The sequence below is a fragment of the Pseudomonas sp. 18173 genome (assembly GCF_050432945.1).
Lineage (GTDB): Bacteria > Pseudomonadota > Gammaproteobacteria > Pseudomonadales > Pseudomonadaceae > Aquipseudomonas.
On the sequence record NZ_JBKFTN010000008.1, the window covers coordinates 131,451 to 154,539 of the forward strand.

General features: G+C 61.0%; 22 protein-coding genes. 12 read left to right on the forward strand and 10 right to left on the reverse strand.

What is annotated here, in order from left to right:
- Positions 1 to 67: 67 nt before the first annotated feature.
- Positions 68 to 307: a pilus assembly protein PilZ gene (locus ACLD1X_RS11690; RefSeq protein WP_085716550.1), complete on the forward strand. Its 240-nt coding sequence runs from the start codon at positions 68 to 70 to the stop codon at positions 305 to 307.
- Here the strand turns inward: ACLD1X_RS11690 and ACLD1X_RS11695 are convergent, their stop codons facing one another.
- The 5 genes from ACLD1X_RS11695 to def all read right to left on the reverse strand — a co-directional run bounded on the left by ACLD1X_RS11695 (position 308) and on the right by def (position 5,018).
- Positions 308 to 622 carry a tetratricopeptide repeat protein gene (locus ACLD1X_RS11695; protein ID WP_057397334.1) on the reverse strand — a complete coding sequence of 105 codons (315 nt, stop codon included), beginning with the start codon at positions 620 to 622 and terminating at the stop codon, positions 308 to 310.
- Positions 623 to 788: 166 nt separating this feature from the next.
- The gene (gene trkA, locus ACLD1X_RS11700; protein ID WP_413422972.1) at positions 789 to 2,165 is read right to left on the reverse strand and encodes a Trk system potassium transporter TrkA; all 1,377 of its coding nucleotides are present in this window, start codon (positions 2,163 to 2,165) and stop codon (positions 789 to 791) included.
- 22 nt (positions 2,166 to 2,187) lie between these two features.
- Complete coding sequence (rsmB, locus tag ACLD1X_RS11705; protein WP_429367748.1) at positions 2,188 to 3,498, reverse strand: 16S rRNA (cytosine(967)-C(5))-methyltransferase RsmB; 1,311 nt, start codon at positions 3,496 to 3,498, stop codon at positions 2,188 to 2,190.
- Positions 3,495 to 4,454 (reverse strand): methionyl-tRNA formyltransferase, encoded by a 960-nt coding sequence (gene fmt / locus ACLD1X_RS11710; RefSeq protein ID WP_429367750.1) that lies wholly within the window; start codon positions 4,452 to 4,454, stop codon positions 3,495 to 3,497. Before fmt ends, rsmB begins: the two co-directional genes overlap by 4 nt.
- 57 nt (positions 4,455 to 4,511) lie before the next feature.
- Positions 4,512 to 5,018 carry a peptide deformylase gene (gene def / locus ACLD1X_RS11715; protein ID WP_007985097.1) on the reverse strand — a complete coding sequence of 169 codons (507 nt, stop codon included), beginning with the start codon at positions 5,016 to 5,018 and terminating at the stop codon, positions 4,512 to 4,514.
- 187 nt (positions 5,019 to 5,205) lie between these two features.
- On the opposite strand from def, the gene ACLD1X_RS11720 reads away from it, so the two are divergent.
- The 3 genes from ACLD1X_RS11720 (at position 5,206) to ACLD1X_RS11730 (ending at position 7,830) form a co-directional block, all read left to right on the forward strand.
- Positions 5,206 to 6,030 (forward strand): peptidoglycan-binding protein, encoded by an 825-nt coding sequence (locus ACLD1X_RS11720; RefSeq protein WP_429367752.1) that lies wholly within the window; start codon positions 5,206 to 5,208, stop codon positions 6,028 to 6,030.
- An 81-nt stretch (positions 6,031 to 6,111) separates the two neighbouring features.
- A complete protein-coding gene (dprA, locus tag ACLD1X_RS11725) occupies positions 6,112 to 7,218 on the forward strand; it encodes a DNA-processing protein DprA (protein ID WP_429367754.1) in 1,107 nt (368 codons plus the stop codon).
- Positions 7,219 to 7,272: 54 nt separating this feature from the next.
- Positions 7,273 to 7,830, forward strand: coding sequence for an L-threonylcarbamoyladenylate synthase (locus ACLD1X_RS11730; protein ID WP_347909892.1), 558 nt, complete (start codon positions 7,273 to 7,275; stop codon positions 7,828 to 7,830).
- 116 nt (positions 7,831 to 7,946) lie between these two features.
- Here the strand turns inward: ACLD1X_RS11730 and ACLD1X_RS11735 are convergent, their stop codons facing one another.
- Positions 7,947 to 8,924 carry an NADPH:quinone reductase gene (locus ACLD1X_RS11735; protein ID WP_413422984.1) on the reverse strand — a complete coding sequence of 326 codons (978 nt, stop codon included), beginning with the start codon at positions 8,922 to 8,924 and terminating at the stop codon, positions 7,947 to 7,949.
- 163 nt (positions 8,925 to 9,087) lie between these two features.
- On the opposite strand from ACLD1X_RS11735, the gene hemF reads away from it, so the two are divergent.
- Together hemF and aroE are read left to right on the forward strand one after the other, a co-directional pair.
- The gene (gene hemF / locus ACLD1X_RS11740; RefSeq protein ID WP_429367757.1) at positions 9,088 to 10,002 is read left to right on the forward strand and encodes an oxygen-dependent coproporphyrinogen oxidase; all 915 of its coding nucleotides are present in this window, start codon (positions 9,088 to 9,090) and stop codon (positions 10,000 to 10,002) included.
- 13 nt (positions 10,003 to 10,015) lie between these two features.
- The gene (gene aroE / locus ACLD1X_RS11745) at positions 10,016 to 10,837 is read left to right on the forward strand and encodes a shikimate dehydrogenase (protein ID WP_429367759.1); all 822 of its coding nucleotides are present in this window, start codon (positions 10,016 to 10,018) and stop codon (positions 10,835 to 10,837) included.
- A gap of 117 nt (positions 10,838 to 10,954) precedes the next feature.
- Here the strand turns inward: aroE and ACLD1X_RS11750 are convergent, their stop codons facing one another.
- From ACLD1X_RS11750 to betC, 3 genes are all read right to left on the reverse strand, one after another.
- Positions 10,955 to 12,523: a SulP family inorganic anion transporter gene (locus ACLD1X_RS11750; protein WP_429367761.1), complete on the reverse strand. Its 1,569-nt coding sequence runs from the start codon at positions 12,521 to 12,523 to the stop codon at positions 10,955 to 10,957.
- Between the two features lie 151 nt (positions 12,524 to 12,674).
- Positions 12,675 to 13,595, reverse strand: coding sequence for a choline ABC transporter substrate-binding protein (gene choX, locus ACLD1X_RS11755; RefSeq protein WP_429367763.1), 921 nt, complete (start codon positions 13,593 to 13,595; stop codon positions 12,675 to 12,677).
- A 16-nt stretch (positions 13,596 to 13,611) separates the two neighbouring features.
- Positions 13,612 to 15,126: a choline-sulfatase gene (betC, locus tag ACLD1X_RS11760; protein WP_429367765.1), complete on the reverse strand. Its 1,515-nt coding sequence runs from the start codon at positions 15,124 to 15,126 to the stop codon at positions 13,612 to 13,614.
- A 114-nt stretch (positions 15,127 to 15,240) separates the two neighbouring features.
- On the opposite strand from betC, the gene ACLD1X_RS11765 reads away from it, so the two are divergent.
- Positions 15,241 to 16,191, forward strand: a complete 951-nt coding sequence (locus ACLD1X_RS11765) for a choline sulfate utilization transcriptional regulator (RefSeq protein ID WP_429367767.1) — start codon at positions 15,241 to 15,243, stop codon at positions 16,189 to 16,191.
- 61 nt (positions 16,192 to 16,252) lie between these two features.
- Entirely contained in the window at positions 16,253 to 16,579 is a 327-nt protein-coding gene (locus ACLD1X_RS11770; protein WP_429367769.1) for a DOPA 4,5-dioxygenase family protein, read from the forward strand.
- Here ACLD1X_RS11770 and ACLD1X_RS11775 read toward each other — a convergent pair whose 3' ends face one another.
- A complete protein-coding gene (locus ACLD1X_RS11775) occupies positions 16,580 to 16,981 on the reverse strand; it encodes a GFA family protein (RefSeq protein WP_429367771.1) in 402 nt (133 codons plus the stop codon).
- A gap of 418 nt (positions 16,982 to 17,399) precedes the next feature.
- Here ACLD1X_RS11775 and ACLD1X_RS11780 point away from each other — a divergent pair, with 418 nt between their 5' ends.
- The 4 genes from ACLD1X_RS11780 (at position 17,400) to ACLD1X_RS11795 (ending at position 22,936) form a co-directional block, all read left to right on the forward strand.
- On the forward strand, positions 17,400 to 18,707 hold the full coding sequence (locus ACLD1X_RS11780) for a CitMHS family transporter (protein ID WP_429367773.1): 1,308 nt from the start codon (positions 17,400 to 17,402) through the stop codon (positions 18,705 to 18,707).
- Between the two features lie 85 nt (positions 18,708 to 18,792).
- Entirely contained in the window at positions 18,793 to 19,560 is a 768-nt protein-coding gene (locus ACLD1X_RS11785) for a TerC family protein (RefSeq protein ID WP_429367775.1), read from the forward strand.
- Between the two features lie 284 nt (positions 19,561 to 19,844).
- Entirely contained in the window at positions 19,845 to 21,503 is a 1,659-nt protein-coding gene (locus ACLD1X_RS11790) for a Na/Pi cotransporter family protein (protein ID WP_429367777.1), read from the forward strand.
- 56 nt (positions 21,504 to 21,559) lie between these two features.
- Positions 21,560 to 22,936, forward strand: a complete 1,377-nt coding sequence (locus tag ACLD1X_RS11795) for a M16 family metallopeptidase (RefSeq protein ID WP_429367779.1) — start codon at positions 21,560 to 21,562, stop codon at positions 22,934 to 22,936.
- Positions 22,937 to 23,089 lie beyond the last annotated feature (153 nt).

Below are 23,089 nucleotides of genomic sequence, written 5' to 3' on the forward strand. Positions count from 1 at the left end.
TGGCATGATCTGTGGATAACCCTGGATTCTGGGGTTATCCACAACCGTTCATCAAAGGGCGCAGAAGATGTCCGAACACCGCAAGTCATTCCGCATCAGGATCAGTCACGAAAGCTTTGGCGATTGCCTGGGCCAGACGCGCAACCTGTCGACCACCGGCGTGTACGTCAAACATCCGAAACTGTCGGCGCTGCCCCGTGGGGCGGTGGTCTACGGACAGGTGCAGGACTTACCCACAGGCGCGCCGCGGGTACGCATGGAAGTGGTGCTGGTCGATGCCGAGGGCATCGGTTTGCGTTACCTCTGATCAGTGCGCCTGACGCTCGAGCTTCTTCAGGAACACGGTCATTTCCTTCTCTGCCTGCTTGTCGCCATGGCCGCGAGCAGCTTCCAGGCCTTGTTCCCAGGCCTGCCGCGCCGCTGCAAAGTCCGCCAACGCCAGATGGGCCTTGCCCAGTAGTTTCCATGCTGCCGAATACTTCGGATCGAATTCGACGCAGCGTTGAAAATGTTCGGCAGCCTTGGCGTTCTCTCCCAGATCCAGATACCCCTTGCCCAGGCCGAAGCGCAGCAATGCGTTATCCACACCCTTGGCGAGCATTTTTTCCAGGGATTCGATCATGGGCGGGTTCCTTGCCTGAGGCATGTCAGGGGTTGATTGGTTGTAGGAGCGAGCTTGCTCGCGATGAACCTGAGACCGACGCGGGGAGTCTGGTTTCCAGCGTTATCGTTGACGACCATCGCGAGCAAGCTCGCTCCTACAAACGCAGGCCAGCGCTAAATCCGGGTCAGAAGAAGCTAAGCCCTACATGGAACAACTTTTCCACATCGCGAATATGCTTTTTATCCACAAGGAACAGAATCACATGGTCGCCCGTCTCGATCACGGTGTCATCGTGGGCGATGATCACTTCTTCGTCGCGGATAATCGCACCGATGGTGGTGCCTGGCGGCAGGCCGATGTTCTCGATGGCCTTGCCGATCACCTTGCTCGATTTCGCATCGCCGTGGGCAATCGCCTCGATGGCTTCGGCCGCGCCCCGGCGTAGTGAGTGCACGCTGACGATGTCGCCCCGGCGCACGTGGGCCAGCAAGGTGCCGATGGTCGCCAGTTGCGGGCTGATGGCGATGTCGATGTCGCCGCCCTGGATCAGGTCGACATAGGCCGGGTTGTTGATGATGCTCATCACCTTCTTCGCACCCAGGCGCTTGGCCAGCAGCGACGACATGATGTTGGCTTCGTCGTCGTTGGTCAGGGCGAGGAACAGATCCGCATCGGCGATGTTCTCTTCCAGCAGCAGGTCGCGGTCCGATGCGCTGCCCTGCAATACCACGGTGCTGTCGAGGTGGTCCGAGAGATGACGGCAGCGTGCCGGGTTCATCTCGATGACTTTTACCTGATAACGGCTTTCGATGGCCTCGGCCAGACGCTCGCCGATCTGCCCGCCTCCGGCGATGACGATGCGTTTATAGGTTTCGTCGAGACGGCGCATTTCGCTCATGACCGCGCGAATGTTGGCTTTGGCAGCGATGAAGAAGACTTCGTCGTCGGCCTCGATCACCGTGTCGCCTTGCGGCAGGATCGGCCGGTCACGACGGAAAATCGCAGCGACCCGGGTCTCCACGTTCGGCATGTGTTCACGCAACTGCCGCAGTTGCTGACCCACCAGTGGCCCGCCGTAGTACGCCCGCACCGCCACCAGTTGCGCCTTGCCTTCGGCGAAGTCGATCACCTGCAAGGCGCCCGGATGCTCGATCAGGCGCTTGATGTAGTTGGTAACCACTTGTTCCGGGCTGATCAGCACGTCCACCGGAATCGCTTCGTTCTGGAACAACTGCTCTTCGCGGGTCAGGTACGCGGCTTCGCGCACCCGGGCGATCTTGGTCGGGGTGTGGAACAGGGTGTGGGCGACCTGGCAGGCGACCATGTTGGTTTCATCGCTGTTGGTCACGGCGACCAGCATGTCGGCGTCATCGGCCCCGGCCTGGCGCAACACCGTCGGGAATGAGCCGCGACCTTGTACGGTGCGGATGTCCAGACGGTCGCCAAGGTCGCGCAGGCGTTCGCCATCGGTGTCGACCACAGTAATGTCGTTGGCTTCACTGGCCAGGTGTTCCGCCAGCGAACCGCCGACCTGCCCTGCACCCAGGATGATGATTTTCATCCACTCACTCCATTGAATCCATTTAACCGCGCGCAGCGGCGATCTTGATCAGCTTGGCGTAGTAGAACCCGTCGTGGCCACCTTCCTGGGCCAGCAACTGGCGACCATGGGGCTGCTTGATGCCGGCCGCCGTGGCAAGGTCCAGTTCACGGGCACCCGGCGTGCGGGCGAGGAAGGCTTCGATGACTTCGGTGTTCTCGGTCGGCAGCGTGGAACAGGTGGCGTACAACAGAATGCCGCCGACCTCCAGCGTGCTCCACATGGCGTCGAGCAGTTCGCCTTGCAGCAGCGCCAGTGCGGCGATGTCGTCGGGTTGGCGGGTCAGCTTGATGTCCGGGTGACGACGAATCACGCCGGTGGCCGAACAGGGGGCGTCCAGCAGGATGCGCTGGAAAGGCTTGCCGTCCCACCACGCCTGAGTGTCGCGACCGTCGGCGGCGATCAGTTCGGCGCTCAGTTTCAGGCGTTCGAGGTTTTCCCGCACCCGCACCAGGCGTTTGGCTTCCAGGTCTACCGCCACGACGCCGGCCAGCTTTGGTTCGGCTTCGAGAATATGGCAGGTCTTGCCGCCCGGTGCGCAGCAGGCGTCAAGCACCCGTTGGCCCGGCGCCAGATCCAGCAGGTCAGCGGCCAGTTGTGCGGCTTCGTCCTGCACGCTGATCCAGCCATCGGCGAAGCCCGGCAGGCTGCGCACATCGGTGGCCGCTTCGAGCACTATGCCGTCGCGGCTGTAGACGCACGGCGTGGCGGCAATACCGGCATCGTTGAGCAAACCCAGGTAGGCATCCCGGGTGTGATGGCGACGGTTGACCCGCAGAATCATCGGCGGATGGGCGTTGTTCGCCGCACAAATGGCTTCCCACTGCTCTGGCCAGAACGCCTTCAGGGATTTCTGCAACCAGCGCGGGTGGGCGGTGCGCACCACTGGATCGCGTTCCAGCTCAGCGAAAATCGTTTCGCTTTCGCGCTGGGCGTTGCGCAACACGGCGTTGAGCAACGCCTTGGCCCAAGGCTTTTTCAGCTTGTCGGCGCACCCGACGGTTTCACCGATGGCGGCATGGGCGGGGACGCGGGTATAGAGCAACTGATAGAGACCGACCAGCAACAGCGCCTCGACATCGGCGTCGGCGGCCTTGAACGGCTTCTGCAACAGTTTGGCCGCCAGCGCCGACAAGCGTGGTTGCCAGCGAGCGGTGCCAAACGCCAGGTCCTGGGTGAAGCCGCGATCACGGTCCTCGACCTTGTCCATCTGCGTCGGCAGCGAACTGTTGAGCGATGCTTTTCCGTTCAGGACGGCGGCGAGTGCCTTGGCGGCGGCCAGACGCGGATTCATTGAGCGTCCGCCGCTTGACCGAGGACAGTACCGATGGCGAACTTCTCACGACGGCTGTTGAACAGGTCGCTGAAGTTCAGCGCCTTGCCGCCAGGCAATTGCAGACGGGTCAGGCACAAGGCCTGTTCACCGCACGCGACGATCAGGCCATCCTTGCTGGCACCGAGGATTTCACCCGGGGCGCCTTTGCCTTCGGCGAGGTTCGCAGCCAGCACTTTCAGGGCTTCGCCATTCAGGGTGCTGTGGGTGATCGGCCACGGGTTGAAGGCGCGGACCAGGCGCTCCAGTTCAACCGCCGGGCGAGCCCAGTCGATGCGTGCTTCGTCCTTGTTCAACTTGTGTGCGTAGGTGGCCAGGCTGTCGTCCTGGACTTCACCTTCCAGGGTTCCGGCGGCGAGGCCGGCAATGGCCTGGACCACGGCCGGCGGGCCCATTTCGGCGAGCCGATCGTGCAGGCTGCCGCCAGTGTCTTCGGCGCTGATCGGTGTGGTGACCTTGAGTAGCATCGGCCCGGTGTCGAGGCCGGCTTCCATGCGCATCACGGTCACACCGCTTTCGGCATCGCCCGCTTCCACGGCGCGCTGGATCGGCGCCGCACCACGCCAGCGTGGCAGCAGCGAGGCGTGGCTGTTGATGCAACCCAGGCGCGGAATATCCAGCACCACTTGCGGCAGGATCAGGCCGTAGGCGACCACCACCATCAAGTCCGGTTTCAGCGCAGCCAGTTCAACCTGGGCGTCTTCGTTACGCAGGGTCGGCGGCTGCAACACCGGGATGTTGTTTTCCAGCGCCAGCTGCTTGACCGGGCTCGGCATCAGTTTTTGCCCGCGACCGGCCGGACGATCCGGTTGGGTGTAGACCGCGACGATCTCGTAAGGGCTGCTCAACAGGGCCTTGAGGTGTTCGGCAGCGAATTCCGGGGTGCCGGCAAAGACAATGCGCAGTGGCTCAGTCATGGGTGACGTCTCTTGAAAAGAAAAAGGCTTGCCGCAGCAAGCCTTTGAAGATGGGCATCAGGCGTTCTGGCGATGAAGCTTTTCCAGTTTCTTCTTGATGCGGTCGCGTTTGAGCGTGGACAGGTAATCGACGAACAATTTGCCGTTGAGGTGGTCGCATTCGTGCTGGATGCACACGGCGAGCAAATCTTCGGCGATCAGTTCGTAAGGCTGGCCGTCGCGGTCCAGTGCCTTGACCTTGACCCGCTGCGGGCGATCGACGTTTTCGTAGAAGCCCGGCACCGACAGGCAGCCTTCCTGATACTGGCCCATCTCGTCGGTCAGGGGTTCGAGCTCGGGGTTGATGAACACTCGAGGCTCGGTGCGGTCTTCGGAGAGGTCCATCACGACGATACGTTTGTGCACGTTGACCTGGGTCGCGGCGAGGCCGATGCCAGGCGCTTCATACATTGTTTCAAACATGTCGTCGACCAACTGACGCACTTCGTCGTCCACTACGGCCACTGGCTTGGCGATAGTGCGCAGACGCGGATCAGGGAATTCGAGGATGTTTAAAATGGCCATAAGCTTGATTAGCGCACGTGTGAAGTAAGGTCGGGTCGATGGCCTGGCGGGTCCGAAGACATGCAGGCTACCGTTGTAAAACGTAGCTCCGTTCTTTTGACAAGCAAGTTTTGACAAGCAAGCCGGGAGCGAGCCACCGAGGGCTCTGGCGTTTCACGCGAACGCACATAATAAAGGGATTCACCGCATGAGGAAATCACTACTCGCCCTGCTGCTCCTGGCTTCGGCCGGCCTGGCACACGGGCAAGTGCAACTTCGGGAAGATATTCCCACCATAAAGCTGTCGCCTCAGGTGCGCAGCAGCCCGGTGACCGAGGCTATCTCCGGCATTGCGCTGAAATCGATCAACAGTTTTCTGCTGAGCAACCGCATCGTCGACAAGGCCGAGGATTTCGAAACGGCGCCCTACATTGTCGCCGGCGATGCCGAGCGCGTGCTCAGCGGCGCCGGTGACCGGATCTTTGCCCGCGGCCATTTCGACCCGGCGCAACCGGTGTACGGCATCTTCCGTCAGGGCAAGGTCTACACCGATCCACAGAGCAAGGAGGTCCTGGGGATCAACGCCGACGGCATCGGCGGTGGCGAGCTCGTGGCCACCGAAGGCGACGTCGCCACCCTGGTGTTGCAACGCACCACCCAGGAAGTCCGCCTCGGCGACCGTCTGTTCAGTGGTGAGGAGCGCTCGATCAATTCGACGTTCATGCCCAGCGCACCGGGTGCCGAGATCAACGGCCTGATCATCGATGTGCCGCGTGGGGTGACGCAGATCGGCGCAATGGACGTGGTCACGCTGAACAAGGGGCAGCGCGATGGACTGGCCGAAGGCAATGTGCTGGCGGTGATGAAAACCGGCGAAACCGTGCGGGACCGGATCACCGGCCAGCCGCTGAAGATTCCCGATGAGCGCGCGGGCCTGCTGATGGTTTTCCGTACTTACGACAAACTCAGTTATGGGCTGGTGCTCAGCGCTTCGCGCTCGCTGTCGGTGATGGACAAGGTACGAAATCCGTAAGTTTGCTTCACAAGTTACCAACAGAGTTATCCACAGCTTATTCCCGTTTGTACGGGTGCTCATAACGATCAAGGATGATCCATGTCGATGCCTGCTGTTACACCGGTTTCCCCTGCGGAACTGGAAGCTCGATTACGTCTGCACCGTTTGCCGGAACTCGGCCCTGCGCGATTCAAGAAATTGCTCGAAGCCTTCGGCTCGGCATCCAAAGCGCTCAGTGCGCCCGCCAGTGCCTGGCGCGCACTGGGTTTGCCACTGGCCTGTTCCGAGGCCAGACGAAGCACTGAAATTCGCGACGGCGCCAGCCATGCTTTGGCCTGGCTGGAGCGTCCGGCCCAGCATTTACTGATGTGGGACCAACCGGACTACCCGGCGCTGCTGGCACAAATCAGCGATGCACCACCGCTGTTATTTGTCGCGGGCAACCCGGGCATTCTGGAAAAACCACAACTGGCGATGGTCGGCAGCCGTCGCGCGTCCCGGCCGGGGATGGACACCGCTGCGGCGTTTTCCCGCAGCCTGGCCGGTGCCGGTTTTGTCATCACCAGCGGCCTGGCCCTGGGCATTGACGCTGCCGCGCACCAGGCCGCGCTGGACGTCGGCGGGCAAACGGTCGGTGTCCTCGGCACGGGGCTCGAGAAGTTTTATCCACAGCGAAATCGACGCCTGGCGGACGCCATGATCGCCTCTGGCAGCGTCGTGCTTTCGGAGTTTCCGCTGGATGCAGGCCCCAGCGCCGGCAACTTCCCCCGGCGCAACCGGATCATCAGTGGATTGTCGCTTGGGGTGCTGGTGGTCGAAGCCAGTGTCGCCAGCGGATCACTGATCACCGCGAGGCTGGCGGCGGAACAGGGGCGCGAGGTGTTTGCGATGCCGGGGTCGATCCATCATCCCGGCGCCCGGGGTTGCCATCAGTTGATCCGTGACGGAGCGGTGCTGGTGGAAACCATCGAACATATCCTCGAAGCCTTGCGCGGCTGGCAACGACTGTCGTTATCCACAGAAACCTGCACCACCGTATCGAATCACCCACTGCTGCAGCTGCTGCATGCCGCGCCTCACACCAGTGAAGCGCTGGCCGATGCAAGCGGCTGGGCCTTGCCGAAAGTGCTGGTGGCGTTGACGGAACTGGAAATGGACGGTCGCGCCGTTTGCGAAAGCGGGCGCTGGTTTGCGCGGGTGAGCTAGGTTTTATAAACAAGATCGGTAAACTGCGCAGAGCCTTATTCTGGAGTGTTTTTCATGGTCAACAGTTGGCGTGTGCAACAAGCCGCGCAAGCAATTCGCGCCGGGGCGGTGATTGCCTACCCAACCGAAGCAGTCTGGGGTCTGGGTTGCGACCCATGGGACGAGGAAGCGGTGGAACGTCTGCTGCTGATCAAGGGGCGGTCTGTGGATAAGGGGCTGATTCTGGTCGCCGACAATATCCGTCAGTTCGACTTCCTCTTCGAAGACTTCCCCGAATTGTGGATGGACCGCATGGCCAGCACCTGGCCGGGGCCGAACACCTGGCTGGTTCCGCACCAGAACCTGCTGCCGGAGTGGATCACCGGCGTGCATGAAACCGTGGCGCTGCGGGTCAGTGATCACCCGTTGGTGCGGGATTTGTGCGCGCTGGTCGGGCCGCTGGTGTCGACGTCGGCCAACCCGCAGGGGCGCCCGGCGGCACGTACGCGGATTCGCGTCGAGCAGTATTTCCGTGGCCAGGTGGATCTGGTGCTGGGCGGAAACCTGGGTGGACGCAAGAACCCGAGCGTGATTCGCGATCTGGCGACCGGCAGGGTTGTGCGCCCGGACTGATACCGAGGCGCTGCCATTCGCGAGCAAGCCCGCTCCCACACTGGATTTGTGAGCGACACAGATCAAATGTGGGAGCGGGCTTGCTCGCGAAGGGGCCTGATCAGTCACCTGACCATTCAGGGCAACAGTACAACCGAGCCTGTCGTGCGCCGCGCCGACAACTCGGTCTGCGCCTTCGCCGCGTCGGCCAGTGGATAACGCTGGCTGATGTCCACGGTCAACTTGCCGCTGATGATCATCTCGAACAGCTCGTCGGCCATGCGTTGCAGGTTCTCGGCGTTGTTCGCATAAGTGCCGAGGGTTGGCCGGGTCACGTACAGCGAGCCTTTGCCCGCCAGGATCCCCAGGTTCACGCCGTCGACGGCGCCGGACGCATTGCCGAAACTCACCACCAGCCCACGCGGCGCGACGCTGTCGAGTGAAGTCAGCCAGGTGTCCTTGCCGACGCCGTCGTACACCACCGGGACTTTTTTGCCATCGGTCAACTCCAGCACGCGCTGGGCAACGTTTTCGTGGCTGTAGTCGATAGTCGCCCAGGCACCGTTGGCCTTGGCCAGTGCGGCTTTCTCCGCCGAGCTGACCGTACCGATCAGCTTCACGCCCAAGGCCCTGGCCCATTGGCAGGCCAGAGAGCCGACACCACCCGCCGCGGCGTGAAACAGGATGGTTTCGCCACCCTTGAGTTCATAGGTCTGACGCAGCAGGTACTGCACGGTCAGGCCCTTGAGCATCACCCCGGCTGCCTGTTCGAAACTGATGGCGTCCGGCAGTTTCACCAGGTTGGCCTCGGGCAAGACGTGAACCTCGCTGTAGGCACCCAAAGGGCCGCTGCCATAGGCCACGCGATCGCCGATCCTGAAACGGGTCACGTCGCTGCCCACTGCCTCGACCACGCCCGCCCCCTCTGAGCCGACACCCGATGGCAGGGAGGGTGGCGGGTACAGACCGCTGCGGTAATAGGTGTCGATGAAGTTCAGGCCGATGGCCTTGTTGGTCACGCGCACTTCCTTCGGACCTGGCTCGGCGGGTTGGTAATCCACATACTCGAGCACTTCGGGGCCGCCATGGGCGCGGAACTGGATACGCTTTGCCATCAGATCTCTCCATAGGTCGTTTTACCAAGCTCCCTATCGGACTCCTAAGCTTGATCTTCGTCAACTGCGGCGGGTCGACTTGCGATGGTATGCTACGGGCCCATTTGCGCAGGCTGAGCTCCCATGGAGCGCCGCGTAGTATTGCCCGATTCAAGGTGATGACATGACGACCCGCACCGAGGCCGTAAAAGCCTACCTGCTCGACCTGCAAGACCGTATTTGCGCCGCCCTGGAAGCCGAAGACGGTGGCACGCAATTCGTCGAAGACGCCTGGACCCGGCCGGCCGGCGGTGGCGGTCGTACCCGCGTGATCGAAAACGGCACGGTGATTGAAAAGGGCGGCGTCAACTTTTCCCACGTCTTCGGCAGTGGCCTGCCACCTTCCGCCAGCGCTCATCGTCCGGAGCTGGCCGGCCGTGGCTTCGAAGCCCTCGGCGTGTCGCTGGTGATTCACCCGCACAACCCGCATGTGCCGACTTCCCACGCCAACGTGCGCTTTTTCATCGCTGAAAAGGAAGGTGAAGAAGCGGTCTGGTGGTTTGGCGGCGGCTTCGACCTGACCCCGTATTACGGCAACGAAGAAGACTGCATCCACTGGCACCGCATTGCCGAGCAGGCCTGTGCGCCGTTCGGTCCGGATGTCTACCCGCGTTACAAGGCCTGGTGCGACAGCTACTTCCACATCAAGCATCGTCACGAGCCGCGTGGCATCGGCGGGCTGTTTTTCGACGACCTGAACGAGTGGGACTTCGACACCAGCTTCGCCTTCATGCGCGCTATCGGTGATGCGTACATCGACGCCTATCTGCCGATCGTGCAGCGCCGCAAGAACGATGCGTTCACCGCCAAACAACGTGAGTTCCAGGAGTTCCGCCGTGGTCGCTACGTTGAATTCAACCTGGTCTATGACCGCGGCACGTTGTTCGGCCTGCAGTCGGGTGGTCGCACCGAGTCGATTTTGATGTCCCTGCCGCCGCAAGTGCGCTGGGGCTACGACTGGAAGGCCGAGCCTGGCAGCGAAGAAGCGCGCCTGACCGAGTATTTCCTGCAAGACCGCGATTGGTTGGCCGAAGCCTGAACGAGGAAACCTGATGGACCGTTATATCGTATTCGGTAACCCGATTGGCCACAGCAAATCTCCGCTGATCCATCGCCTGTTCGCCGAGCAGACCGCGCAGAAGCTGGACTACAGCACGATGCTGGCGCCACTCGACGATTTTTCCACCTGTGCCCGGAAATTCTTCCTCGAAGGGCGCGGCGCCAATGTGACGGTGCCGTTCAAGGAAGAGGCCTTTCGTTTGGCGAACAGCCTGACGGCGCGGGCGCAGCGCGCAGGCGCGGTCAATACCTTGAGCAAACAGGCCGATGGCAGCCTGCTGGGCGACAACACCGACGGTGCCGGGCTGGTGCGGGACCTGACGGTCAACGCCGGGTTCAGCCTCAAGGGCAAACGCATCCTGCTGCTCGGCGCTGGCGGCGCAGTGCGAGGAGCCCTGGAGCCGTTGCTGGCCGAGCAACCGGCATCGGTGATCATCGCCAACCGCACACTGGACAAGGCCGAGCTGCTGGCGGAGCTGTTCTGCGATCTGGGACCGGTCTCGGCCAGCGGCTACGACTGGTTGCAGGAGTCGGTGGACCTGATCATCAATGCGACCTCCGCCAGCCTGACAGGCGATGTGCCGCCGATTGCCCCCAGCCTGATCGAACCCGGCAAAACGGTGTGCTACGACATGATGTACGGCAAGGAACCGACCTCGTTCTGCCGCTGGGCCAGCGAACACGGGGCTGCGGTGGCGATGGATGGCCTGGGGATGCTGGCCGAGCAAGCGGCGGAAGCGTTCTTCCTGTGGCGCGGAGTGCGCCCGGATACGGCGCCGGTGTTGGCCGAACTTCGCCGGCAGTTGGCCTTGTAACCTACTGTAGGAGCGAGCTCGCTCGCGAAGGTCGTGAACGATAACGCGCAAAACCAGGTACCCGGCAGCGCCCTCAGGTTTTTCGCGAGCAAGCTCGCTCCTACAGAGAGCGGTGTTTCAATCCTCAAACCGGATCGGGCACTTCTGTGCCCCTTCCAGCTTCCTCAGCTCTTCCACCACCTGCGGTCGGGCCCGGCGCAAGGTCAGGCTGCGGTCCTGGCGAAGCAGGCGCCGCGCTTCCTGATGCAGCATTTCCACGCCTGAATAGTCGATGAAGTTGATCTGCTGTGCCTCGATCACCACGCGTGTGCCGTGCATGCGTTGCAGGCGCACTTGCAGGTAATGGCTGGCGCCGAAAAAGATCGAACCGCCCACCCGCAGGATGTCTTCCTCGCCATCTTGCACGTGCTGCACCCGTGGTTGCGAAGTGCGTTTGAGATAGAAAAAAAGCGAGGCCAACACACCGGCATAGATCGCCGTCTGCAACTCCAGCAGCAGCGTGGCGACGCAGGTCAGCGCCATGACCACAAATTCGGCGCGACTGACCCGCAGCAACGCACGAATGCCGCGATGGTCCACCAGTCCCCAGGCGATCAACAGAATGCTGCCTGCCATGGCCGGAATCGGTATGTGTTCGATCAGGCGCGCGCCAAAAATGGCGAACAGCGCCACCCACAGTGCGGAAAATATCCCCGCCAGCGGCGAACAGGCACCGGCCTCGTAGCTCAGTCCGGAGCGGGTAAAAGAACCGGCAGACAAGGATCCGGAAAAAAGCGCGCCGACGATGTTCGACAAGCCCTGGGCGCGAACTTCCTGGTTGGCGTCGAGCAATTGCTGCGAACGTGCGGAGATCGAGCGGGCAATCGACAGGCTGGTCACCAGCCCGAGCATGCCCACTGCCACGGCGCTGGGCAGCAAGCGCAGGATCAGGTCAAGGTCCAGCGGCAATGGGCTGAAGGGCGGTAGCTTGCCAGTGAAGGCGCTGACCAGTTGCACATGCCCGAACATCGATGGCCAGTGCCAGACGAGTAACCCGCCAAGGATCAGGGTGATCAGCAGTGTCGGCCAGCGTGGCAGCAGCAGTTTGAGGATCACGCCGACCACGACCGTCGCCAGCCCCAGCGCCAGCGAAGGTTTGTCCATTTCACCGAGATGGCGCAACAACGTGATGAAACTGTCCAGCGCGGTGGCCTGGCTGGGCAAGTCCAGCCCCAGCAGGTTAGGTAATTGGCCGATGGCAATCACCACGGCAGCGCCAAGGGTGAAGCCGAGTACCACCGAGTGAGAGACGAAATTCACCAGCGCGCCAAACCGCAGCAAACCCAGCAGCCACTGAAAGATGCCGGCAAGAAACGTCAGTAGCAGGATCAACATGACGTAGTCCTGCGACGCCGGAACGGCCAGGGGACTGACGCTGGCGTACAGGACAATGGAGATGGCCGCCGTAGGACCGCAGATCAAATGCCACGACGAACCCCACAGGCAGGCGATCAGCACCGGGATGATTGCGGCGTACAGGCCGTATTCCGGTGGGAGGCCGGCAATCAGTGCGTAGGCGATGGATTGCGGCAACGCGAGAATCGCACCGCTGAGGCCGACAATCAGGTCTCGGCCGACACTGGCGCGGGTTTGCCGGGGTAGCCAGGTGAGGAACGGGAAGAGTGAATGGCGGCTTGGCAGGGCCATGGGGCCTCTCGGTGAACGAATTTAATTGCGTCAGGGTGGTATTTCAGAGGCAGCAGCGCAAGGGCAAACATCCATTCGCGAGCAGGCTCGCTCCCACAGGGAGTGCGCGGACCTGTGGGAGCGAGCCTGCTCGCGAAGGCGTCTTTGAACCTTAAAGCCTGGCTTTGACCGCCGGCAACGCATCCTTGCCATCCACGGTCTTCACGCCATCGAGCCACTTGTCCAGCACCGCCGGGTTGGCCTTGATCCACGCTTTCGCCGCGTCGGCATTGCTGACTTTCTTGTTCACCACCTCGGCCATGATGCTGTTCTCCATGTCCTGGGTGAAGCTCAGGTTGGTCAGTAGCTTGCCTACGTTCGGGCAGGCCTGTGCATAACCTTTGCGGGTCAGGGTGTGGACGCTGCCGGTGTCACCGAAGTATTTCTCGCCGCCCTTGAGGTAGTGCATTTTCAGTTGCACGTTCATCGGGTGCGGGGTCCAGCCGAGGAAGGTCACGAATTTCTGTTTTTTCACCGCGCGGGACACTTCCGCCAGCATTGCCTGCTCGCTCGACTCGATAAGTTTCCACTGGCCCATGTCGAAATCGTTTTTCTTGATGATTTCCTGCAGCGAGATGTTCGCCGGTGCGCCAGAGCCGATGCCGTAGATCTTGCGGTCGAACTTGTCGGCGTATTTGTTCAGGTCGGCAAAGTCATGCACACCCGCATCCCAGACGTAGTCCGGCACGGCGAGGGTGAATTCGGTGCCGTCGAGGTTCTTCGCCAATTGCGTGACATCGCCGCTGGCGACGAATTTGTCATAGAAGCCCTGCTGCGCCGGCATCCAGTTACCCAGGAATACATCGACCTGGCCATCCTTGAGCCCGCCAAAGGTGATCGGCACCGCGAGGGTGTCGACCTTGGCCTTGTAGCCCATGCCGTCCAGCAGAAACCCGGTGATGGCATTGGTTGCGGCGATGTCGCTCCAGCCCGGATCGGCCATCTTCACCGTTTCGCAACTCTGATCGGCAAACGCCGATGCACTGCCCAGAGCCAGGAGCCCGACCGTCAGTACTGTGGATAACTTTTGCATGGACTTCCCCTTAACATTATTGGTTTTGGCAGGGTTGTGGATAACGTGCTTTACGCTCCAGATCGTCGAGGTCGATGTGGTTGCGCATGTATTGCTGGCTGGCGTCCACCAGCGGCTGGTGATCCCAGCTCTTGAGTTTGCCGAGGGTCAGCGCCTGGGCCACGAAACACCGGCGCCGCTGGCTGGCGAGCACCTGCTGGTGTATCGCCGGAATATTCCACTTGGCTCGCGCTTCGACAAGAAAGTCGTCGAACAGCTGGCAATATTGCGGCGAATGGCTGAGCTCTTCCTGTTCGTGAGGGTCATTGTGTACGTCGAAGAGCAGGCAAGGGTCGTCTTCGCTGTAGATGAATTTGTAGGCACCTCGGCGGATCATCATCAGCGGGCTGATGGTGCCTTCGGCCATGTATTCGCCGAACACCTCGTCATGACCGCCCTGCCCTTGCAGGTGTGGAACCAGCGAACGGCCATCCAGCGGCAAGCCAGGTTCCAGCGAGCCACCGGCCAGTTCGACGAAGGTCGGTAGCAGGTCGGCGGTCGAAACGCTGGCGTTGACCCGAGCGGCAGCGAATTGCCCCGGCGCGCTGATCAACAAGGGTACCCGTGCGGCCATTTCGAACCAGTGCATTTTGTACCAGAGCCCGCGCTCCCCGAGCATGTCGCCATGGTCGCCGGAAAACACGATGATGGTGTCATCGATCAGCCCGGTATCCTCGAGGGTTTGCAGGAGTTTGCCGACGTTGCTATCGATATAGCTGCAAGCGCCGAAATAGGCGCGGCGGGCATCGCGTATCTTGTCCACAGGCAGAGGCTTGTCCCACAGGTCATAGACCTTGAGCAAACGTTGCGAGTGCGGATCGAGATCGTGCTGCTCCGGCGTCGCAGGCAACGGGATGTCAGCATCGTCGTACAGATCCCAGAAGGCTTTGGGAATCGTGTACGGATCGTGTGGGTGAGTCATCGAAACGGTCAGGCAGAACGGCTGGTCGCCATCCTCGCGGATATGGTCGAACAGGTACTGCTGGGCCTTGAACACCACCTCCTCGTCGAAATCCAGCTGATTGGTACGCACGCACGGGCCGGCTTGCAGCACCGACGACATGTTGTGATACCAGGTCGGGCGCACGTCCGGCTCGTCCCAATTCACCGCCCAGCCGTAGTCGGCGGGGTAGATATCACTGGTCAGGCGTTCTTCGTAGCCATGCAATTGGTCCGGCCCACAGAAATGCATCTTGCCCGACAGGGCGGTGCGGTAGCCCAGGCGGCGCAGGTAGTGGGCGTAGGTGGGTACGTCGGCGGGGAAATCGGCGGCGTTGTCGTAGGCGCCGATCTTGCTCGGCAACTGGCCGCTGACCAGGGTGAAGCGCGACGGCGCGCACAGTGGGCTGTTGCAATAGGCGGAGTCGAACACCACGCCCTGTTCGGCGAGGCGGCTGAGATGGGGGAGTTTGATGGGCGACTGGCCGTAGAACGGCAACATTGGCGCGGCCATTTGATCGGCCATGATGAAAAGAATGTTCTTGCGCTTCATGTGATCGCGGCATTCCATAGTGGATGTTTATGCGAGAGTGCTGGCTTCGAGAATGAAACCCTCGCACGTTGCGGTAAAGCCCATGCGCGGCAATGACTAGGATAAGCACAGCTTATGTATGACTCTCTTGGTGACCTGTCACTGGACCTGCTGCGTGCCTTCGAAGCGGCGGCCCGACAGCACAGCTTCACGGCTGCGGCGGTTGAACTGGGCACCACGCAACCGGCCATCAGCCAGCAGATCAAGCGCCTGGAGGAACAGTTGGCGACGCGCCTGTTCGACCGCATTTATCGCGGCATCGAACTGACCGAGGCCGGGCAGATACTTTTCGAGCAGGTTCAGCTCGGTTTGCAGAATATCGACGCAGGTTTAAGTGCAATCAACGCACAGCAACAGCATGAAGTGCTGCAGGTTGCCACCGATTTTGCCTTCGCCGCCTATTGGTTGATGCCGCGATTGCACCGCTTTCACGCGGCCAATCCGCAGGTGGATGTCAGCCTGGTCACCAGTGAACGCAGCCATAACATGCTACGTACCGATATCGATGTGGCGGTGCTGTTCGGCGATGGTCGCTTCAAGCAGGGTGAAAGCCATTGGCTGTTCAGTGAGGAAGTGTTTCCGGTGTGCAGCCCGCAGTTGTTGGGCGAACGTCCCCTGCCCTTGCCGGCCCAGGCATTGCTGGAGTTTCCGTTGCTGCACCTGCGTGGGGAACACAGCAGTAACTGGTTTGACTGGAGCGGTGTGTTCCGCGAACTGGGCATCACCTCGGCTCCGGCGCCCGGGCAGTTGCGCTTCGACAATTACACCTTGTTGATTCAGGCGGCGATTGGCGGGCAGGGCGTGGCCATCGGCTGGCGCCACCTTGTGGATAACTTGCTGGCCCAAGGTTTGTTGTGTCGACCGATTGCCGAAACCGCGATGTCCAGGCTGGGTTATTACGTGGTCCTGCCCCAGCGCAAACGGCGCGGAGCGTTGATCCAGCAGTTCGTGGACTGGTTGATGGCCGAGCAGGCCAACAGTGCGGAGTCGTTGTCGGGGCTGTCATTGCCTTCGATTGCGGTATGAATCATGAAAAGATCGCAGCCTGTGCGGTGTGATCTGCCCGACCGGATTTAGAGGATTTCCAATGCAACGCATAACGGGCTACCACGCCCATGTCTATTTTGACGCCAGCACCCTTGATCAGGCGCGGACCTTGTGTGAGCAGGCAGCGCAATTGTTCCCGCTGAAGATGGGCCGTGTGCACGAGCGCCCGGTCGGTCCGCACCCGGACTGGAGCTGCCAGTTGGCGTTCGAGCCGCAGGTGCTGGGCGATGTGCTGCCTTGGCTGGCGCTCAACCGCAACGGGTTGGTGGTGTTCCTGCATCCGGACACCGGCGACGATTTGCTTGACCACACCGAGCACGCGATCTGGATGGGCGCGATCCGGCCGCTGGATCTGTCTATTTTTTGATCAGAGTGTTTCTTCAGCCTCACCGGGCAAATGTTCGTCCAGATGCAGCCACGGCAGGCGGCTGTCGGTCCAGATGTGCCGCTCGGCCGGTGCCTGCTCTGGATGGTCGAGGGTAGCGATGGTCAGGTCGATGCTGTCCGGGCTCAGGTGCGTCACCACTGCCAGTTGCGCCCCACAGTGACCGCAGAAGTATCGTGCGCAGGTGGATGAAGAGTCGTACCGCGACGGCGTCCCGGCCAGCCATTGAAAGGCGGATGTCGGCACGGTGATCCAGGTGGTCACGATGCCGCCGCTGACCCGTCGGCAAATCGAGCAATGGCAGTGGACGATATCCTGCAGTGGCCCGCTGAATTGATAGCGCAGTTGCCCGCAGTGGCAGCCGCCGGTGTGAATTTCGTTCATGGCATTGCTCCTGATGCGTAATGACCGACGCCTTCGCGAGCAAGCCCGCTCCCACATTGGCTTTGTGTACGACACGGATCCAGTGTGGGAGCGGGCTTGCTCGCGAAGGCCGTAACCCGGTTCACCTTCATGCCCCAGTCCGACGACCGGTTGTACTTCCGGTCAACGCGTTCATCGCCGAAAGCTGGCTGAAAGCTTCCCCGATTAGGATCGCCCCCACTACCGGCAACAGACCGGTTGGCCAATGCCAGCGTTTTATCGCTCGCACAGCCCATTTAACAACAACAATGGTGATTCTGATGTCCTCTTCTATCCGCCGCTTCGCTGCAACTCCGCCCGTACGTCTCGTGCTTCCCGTTCTGCGCTGATCCCGCCCGATCCGCCCATTCCCTAGCCGCGCTACGCCTGGAGTATTCCCATGCTGACTTTCCTTGGCTTCGCCATGGTCATCACGTTCATGTTCCTGATCATGACCAAGCGCCTTTCCGCGCTGATCGCCCTGATCATCATTCCGATCATCTTTGCCCTGTTCGGCGGTTTTTCGCCGAAGATCGGCCCGATGATGCTCGAAGGCATCACCAAGCTTGCGCCAACCGGCGTGATGCTGATGTTCGCTATCCTGTACTTCGCCCTGATGATCGACTCCGGCCTGTTCGACCCGGCCGTGCGCAAGATCCTCAAACTGGTCAAGGGCGACCCGCTGAAGGTTTCGGTCGGCACCGCCGTTCTGGCGCTCGTCGTTTCCCTCGATGGTGACGGCGCGACCACTTATATGATCTGCGTGGCCGCCATGCTGCCGCTCTACAGCCGTATCGGCATGAGCCCGCGGATCATGGCCGGCCTGATCATCCTCGCCGGTGGCGTGATGAACATGACCCCGTGGGGCGGCCCGACCGCTCGTGCCGCCAGTGCGTTGCATGTGGACCCGTCCGACATCTTCGTACCGATGATTCCTGCGATGCTGGCTGGTGTGGTGGCGATCCTGGTCATTGCCTACTTCTACGGCAAACGTGAGCGTGCACGCCTGGGTGAACTGCACCTGGTGGGCGACGAAATCGACCACAGTGAAATCACCGTTTCGCAGTTCCCGGATGCCCGTCGTCCGAACCTGATCTGGTTCAACGGCGCCCTGACCCTGGCCCTGATGGGCACCCTGATTGCCGGCCTGTTGCCGTTGCCGGTGCTGTTCATGGTGGCGTTCAGTATCGCCATGATCGTCAACTATCCTTGCCTGCAGCAGCAGAAGGATCGCGTCGCGGCTCACGCCGGTAGCGTGCTGGCTGTAGTCGGGCTGATCTTTGCGGCCGGCATCTTCACCGGTATCCTGACCGGCACCGGCATGGTCGATGCGATGTCGAAAAGCCTGCTGGCGGTGATCCCGGATTTCCTCGGCCCGTACCTGGCCGTGATCACGGCGCTGGTGAGCATGCCGTTCACCTTCTTCATGTCGAACGATGCATTTTATTACGGCGTGTTACCGGTACTTGCCGAAGCCGCCAGCCATTACGGTATAACCGCGGTGGAAATGGCACGTGCCTCGATCGTCGGTCAGCCCGTCCACCTGTTGAGCCCGCTGGTACCATCGACTTATCTGTTGGTGGCCCTGGCCGGCATCGATTTCGGTGACCACCAGCGCTTTACCCTCAAGTGGGCGGTGCTGGTTTGTATCTGCATACTGATTGCTGCATTGCTATTGGGGACTTTCCCGGTGTTCAGCACTCTATAAGTCCAAGACTCACCACATCGGGTCCAGGCTTCGTTGCATGAAGCCCGGGCCCTTTGTGGTTTAACACTCGCTCAAAGGAATACACATGGATTGGCTGACCAACCCTGAAATCTGGGTTGCCTTCTTTACCCTGACCGCCCTGGAAATCGTCCTGGGTATCGATAACATCATCATGATTTCGATCCTGGTCAGCCGCATGCCCAAACACATGCAGGCGCGCACCCGGATTTTCGGGCTGGCGCTGGCCATGGTCACGCGAATCCTGTTGCTGCTGTCGATCACCTGGGTCATGCGCCTGACGGCGGACCTGTTCGAACTGTTCGGCCAGGGCATTTCCGGACGCGACCTGATCCTGTTCTTCGGTGGTCTGTTCCTGCTGTGGAAAAGCTCCCAGGAGATGTACCACGCGCTGGAAGGTGAAGACGAAACCAACGAAGAGCCGGGCGGCAAGGGCGGCAACTTCCTCTACACCATCATCCAGATCGCGATCATCGACATCGTGTTCTCCCTGGACTCGGTGATCACCGCGGTTGGCATGGTCTCCCACGTACCGGTCATGGTCGCGGCAATCATCGTGGCCGTGCTGGTGATGATGTGGGCATCCGGCACCATCAGCGAGTTCATCGACAAGCACCCGTCGCTGAAAATGCTGGCCCTGTCGTTCCTGTTGATCGTCGGTACGGTGCTGATTGCCGAGGCCTTCGACGTGCACGTGCCAAAAGGCTACGTCTACTTCGCCATGGCGTTCTCGCTGGCAGTGGAAGCGATCAACATCAGGATGCGCACAGCCATTGCGAAAAAGAAGGCACAGCAGGATCCGGTAAAGCTGCGCAAGGACATTCCGGGCCAGTAACCCGGTAGTACGCAACACCCTGTGGGAGCGGGCTTGCTCGCGAAGGTGGCGTGTCAGACAACATGAATGTCGACTGACACGCCACCTTCGCGAGCAAGCCCGCTCCCACTTTGTTTTTGTGGGTTGCATGAACCGGATTTCATGACGGTTTTGTTTCAATCCCTTCTTTGGCTATGCGATGCTGGCGCGCAGGCCGTTAGCCAACTACAGCTTATGTACAGAACGTAGAACGTCGCGGCACCGTCAATTTGCTCCTTTGGGGCGCTACACCACAGGGGGCCGGTATGCTCACCCTGCTCAATCTGCTTTCCGCCGTGGCCTTGCTGATCTGGGGCACGCACATTGTCCGAACCGGCATCCTGCGGGTCTACGGCACTAATCTGCGCCATGTCATCAGCCATAACATGTCCAACCGCTGGCTGGCTTTCGCCTCCGGGATCGCCGTGACGGCGATGGTCCAGAGCAGCAACGCCACTGCCATGCTTGTCACTTCCTTTGTCGGCCAGGGCCTGATGACGCTTACGCCGGCGTTGGTCACTATGCTCGGTGCCGATGTCGGTACGGCGCTGATGGCGCGGGTGCTGACGTTCGACCTGTCGTGGTTGTCGCCGCTGCTGATCTTTGTCGGGGTGATTTTCTTCCTGTCGCGCAAGCAGACCCGGCTCGGACAGATGGGCCGTGTCGCCATTGGCCTGGGCTTGATCATTCTGGCGCTGCAGTTGATTGTCGAAGCGGCGCATCCGATTACCCATGCCAAAGGCGTCAAGGTGATTTTCGCCTCGCTCACCGGCGACATCCTGCTCGACGCCCTGGTTGGCGCGCTGTTTGCGATGATGTCCTATTCCAGCCTGGCCGCCGTGCTGCTGACCGCGACCCTGGCAGGTGCCAAAGTGATCAGCCTGCCGGTGGCCATCGGGCTGGTGATCGGCGCCAACATCGGCAGCGGCGTACTCGCTTTCCTCAGCACCAGCATGCAGAACTCCGCTGGGCGCCAAGTGGCGCTGGGCAGCCTGCTGTACAAGCTGATTGGTCTTTTATTGATCATTCCGGTGCTCGATCCGCTGGTGCACTGGCTCGATAGCCTCGATTTCAGCCCTCAGGAAATGGTCATTGGCTTTCACCTGCTCTACAACACCGTGCGTTGCCTGATCCTGTTGCCCAGCGTCGGGCCGATGGCCAGGTTTTGTGCCTGGGTGCTGCCAGAGCGCCCGCAAGCCAACGGCATGGCCAAGCCCCGGCACCTTGATCCCACGGCATTGGACACCCCCGGTTTGGCGCTGGCCAATGCGGCTCGGGAAACCCTGCGCATGGGCGACCTGATCGACAGCATGCTTGAGGCCATGCTCGACGTTTTGCGCGGCAAGCAAACCGCCGTCACCCAGGAAATGCGACGCCTGACCGACGATGTCGAAGCGCTGTACAGCGCAATCAAACTGTATCTGGCGCAAATGCCCCGGGAAGACCTTAGTGATCAGGACAGCCGGCGCTGGGCGGAAATCATCGAACTGGCGATCAACCTCAAACTCGCCAGCGACTTGATCGAACGCATGCTGCGCAAGGTCCAGCAGCAGAAAACCTCGCAGCGCCGGTCGTTTTCCGAAGTCGGGCTGGACGAATTGACCGGGCTGCAAACTCAATTGATTTCCAACCTGCGGCTCGGGATGTCGGTGTTTCTCAGCGCCGATCCGGAAAGTGCCCGGCAGCTGGTGCGTGAAAAACGTCGTTTCCGTGCACAGGAACGGCGCCTGGCCCATGCTCATGTCAGCCGCTTGCAACGTAAAATCGTGCAAAGTATCGAAACCAGTTCGTTGCACCTGGAGCTGATTGCCGACATGAAGCGCCTGAATTCGCTGTTTTGCAGCAGTGCCTACGTGGTGCTGGAAACCTCCGACACCGGCGCGCTGGTGGTCGACGATTTGACTGACATTACTCATTCACCCTGAACGTCCACAGTTGCCTGAAGTCTGTTGAACTTACGCTAGCCGTACGGAAGCCCGTTATGCGTTGTCTGTTGTTCGCCTGCCTGTTGCTTGGTTCATTCCCGTCATTCGCCCTGGATCGCTTCCAGGTCGAGGGCTACACCCTGCGCAACGGTCTGCAATTGCTGCTCAAGCCCGGTACCGACCGCGGGCATGTGGCGATCCGGCTGGTGGTCGGCGTTGGCCTGGACGATTTCAACTGCGAAGAAAAGGAATTGCCGCATCTGCTGGAACACCTGCTGTTCAGCGGTATCGACGCCAGCGGCGAAGGCGGCCTGGAAGAACGCATGCAGGCCCTGGGCGGTGAGTGGAACGCATTCACCAGCAATGCCGATACGACCTTCGTCATTGAAGCCCCGGCGAAGAACCAGCGCAAAGTGCTCGACCTGCTGCTGGCGCTGCTGACCCAGACCCACTTCGACGACAACGCCATCAACGCGGCCAAGCAAGTGGTCGAGCGCGAAGACGGCGGCCACTACTCGCACCTGCAACGCTGGCTCGATCGTCAGGACCTGGGCCACACCGCCAGCAACCAGCTGGCCGTGGAACTGGGCCTGAAATGCCCGGAACGTGCGCAAGTCGATGGCCTGACCCGTGAGCAGCTGGAGCGGGTGCGCAAGGACTGGTATGCGCCGAACAACATGACCCTGATCGTAGTCGGTGACCTCGACAAGTTACTGCCGGCCTATCTGGAACGGGCGTATGGCGCGCTGGAAGCGATTACCCCCGGTGAGCATCTGCCATTGCCGCAAATCCAGATCAGCGCCGCCCACGAACGCACCCTGACCCACGGTCTGGTCGGCAACGGCGCCAAGTTGCACTGGCTGGTGCCGGAGCCGGTGCTGGAAGACGGGCACGACCAGACCTTCGATTTGCTCAAGGATTATCTGGATTGGGCGATTTATCGCCAGTTGCGCCTGGCTCACGGTTTGTCCTACGGCCCGTGGGCGGAACGCGAGGTGTTCGGTGGCGTGGGTTTCATGAGCCTCAATGCCGACCTTGAACGCGACGATGTACCAGAGGCTGAACAAGTACTCGAAGACTTGAAGGCCGGACTGCTCAAGGACGGCCTCAATGTCGACACCTTCAACCGCCTGAAGCAGGCCGCGATTGCCCGTCAGGCCTGGGCTGTACAAGGTAACAGTGCGTTGGCCGACTACTACTGGAGTGCCATCGGTGATTACGAGGACGGCCGCTTCGCCGACCCGGCCCGGGAACTGCGGGGGGTGACGCTGGAAGAAGCGAACAAGGCCGTGCGTGAACTGCTGTTGCAACCGGGGTATTTGCGGATCGAGAAACCTTTGTTCAGTTACGACCAGGTCATGTGGTTGGTGGTCGCCGTGGCGGGGTTGTTGCTCTTGAGTCTTGTGGCGTGGCGTTTTCATCGCGAAAAGTAAACATTCTAACTGGCGAGAAACTAACTGTGGCGAGGGGGCTTGCCCCCGTTGGGTCGCGAAGCGGCCCCAAAATCAGCAATCCCGATCTTTCCGATGCATTGCAGAAATCAGCTTCACGACTGCTTCGCAGCCGAACGGGGGCAAGCCCCCTCG

Coding starts and splice junctions, on each gene's coding strand:
- betC (WP_429367765.1), bottom strand. CDS start 15,126: ATGAAGCGCAAGAACATTCTTTTCATCATGGCCGATCAAATGGCCGCG.
- ACLD1X_RS11730 (WP_347909892.1), top strand. CDS start 7,273: ATGGTCAACAGTTGGCGTGTGCAACAAGCCGCGCAAGCAATTCGCGCC.
- aroE (WP_429367759.1), top strand. CDS start 10,016: ATGGACCGTTATATCGTATTCGGTAACCCGATTGGCCACAGCAAATCT.
- def (WP_007985097.1), bottom strand. CDS start 5,018: ATGGCCATTTTAAACATCCTCGAATTCCCTGATCCGCGTCTGCGCACT.
- ACLD1X_RS11720 (WP_429367752.1), top strand. CDS start 5,206: ATGAGGAAATCACTACTCGCCCTGCTGCTCCTGGCTTCGGCCGGCCTG.
- hemF (WP_429367757.1), top strand. CDS start 9,088: ATGACGACCCGCACCGAGGCCGTAAAAGCCTACCTGCTCGACCTGCAA.
- fmt (WP_429367750.1), bottom strand. CDS start 4,454: ATGACTGAGCCACTGCGCATTGTCTTTGCCGGCACCCCGGAATTCGCT.
- ACLD1X_RS11770 (WP_429367769.1), top strand. CDS start 16,253: ATGCAACGCATAACGGGCTACCACGCCCATGTCTATTTTGACGCCAGC.
- ACLD1X_RS11695 (WP_057397334.1), bottom strand. CDS start 622: ATGATCGAATCCCTGGAAAAAATGCTCGCCAAGGGTGTGGATAACGCA.
- rsmB (WP_429367748.1), bottom strand. CDS start 3,498: ATGAATCCGCGTCTGGCCGCCGCCAAGGCACTCGCCGCCGTCCTGAAC.
- ACLD1X_RS11750 (WP_429367761.1), bottom strand. CDS start 12,523: ATGGCCCTGCCAAGCCGCCATTCACTCTTCCCGTTCCTCACCTGGCTA.
- ACLD1X_RS11780 (WP_429367773.1), top strand. CDS start 17,400: ATGCTGACTTTCCTTGGCTTCGCCATGGTCATCACGTTCATGTTCCTG.
- ACLD1X_RS11790 (WP_429367777.1), top strand. CDS start 19,845: ATGCTCACCCTGCTCAATCTGCTTTCCGCCGTGGCCTTGCTGATCTGG.
- ACLD1X_RS11795 (WP_429367779.1), top strand. CDS start 21,560: ATGCGTTGTCTGTTGTTCGCCTGCCTGTTGCTTGGTTCATTCCCGTCA.
- trkA (WP_413422972.1), bottom strand. CDS start 2,165: ATGAAAATCATCATCCTGGGTGCAGGGCAGGTCGGCGGTTCGCTGGCG.
- dprA (WP_429367754.1), top strand. CDS start 6,112: ATGTCGATGCCTGCTGTTACACCGGTTTCCCCTGCGGAACTGGAAGCT.
- choX (WP_429367763.1), bottom strand. CDS start 13,595: ATGCAAAAGTTATCCACAGTACTGACGGTCGGGCTCCTGGCTCTGGGC.
- ACLD1X_RS11785 (WP_429367775.1), top strand. CDS start 18,793: ATGGATTGGCTGACCAACCCTGAAATCTGGGTTGCCTTCTTTACCCTG.
- ACLD1X_RS11735 (WP_413422984.1), bottom strand. CDS start 8,924: ATGGCAAAGCGTATCCAGTTCCGCGCCCATGGCGGCCCCGAAGTGCTC.
- ACLD1X_RS11690 (WP_085716550.1), top strand. CDS start 68: ATGTCCGAACACCGCAAGTCATTCCGCATCAGGATCAGTCACGAAAGC.
- ACLD1X_RS11765 (WP_429367767.1), top strand. CDS start 15,241: ATGTATGACTCTCTTGGTGACCTGTCACTGGACCTGCTGCGTGCCTTC.
- ACLD1X_RS11775 (WP_429367771.1), bottom strand. CDS start 16,981: ATGAACGAAATTCACACCGGCGGCTGCCACTGCGGGCAACTGCGCTAT.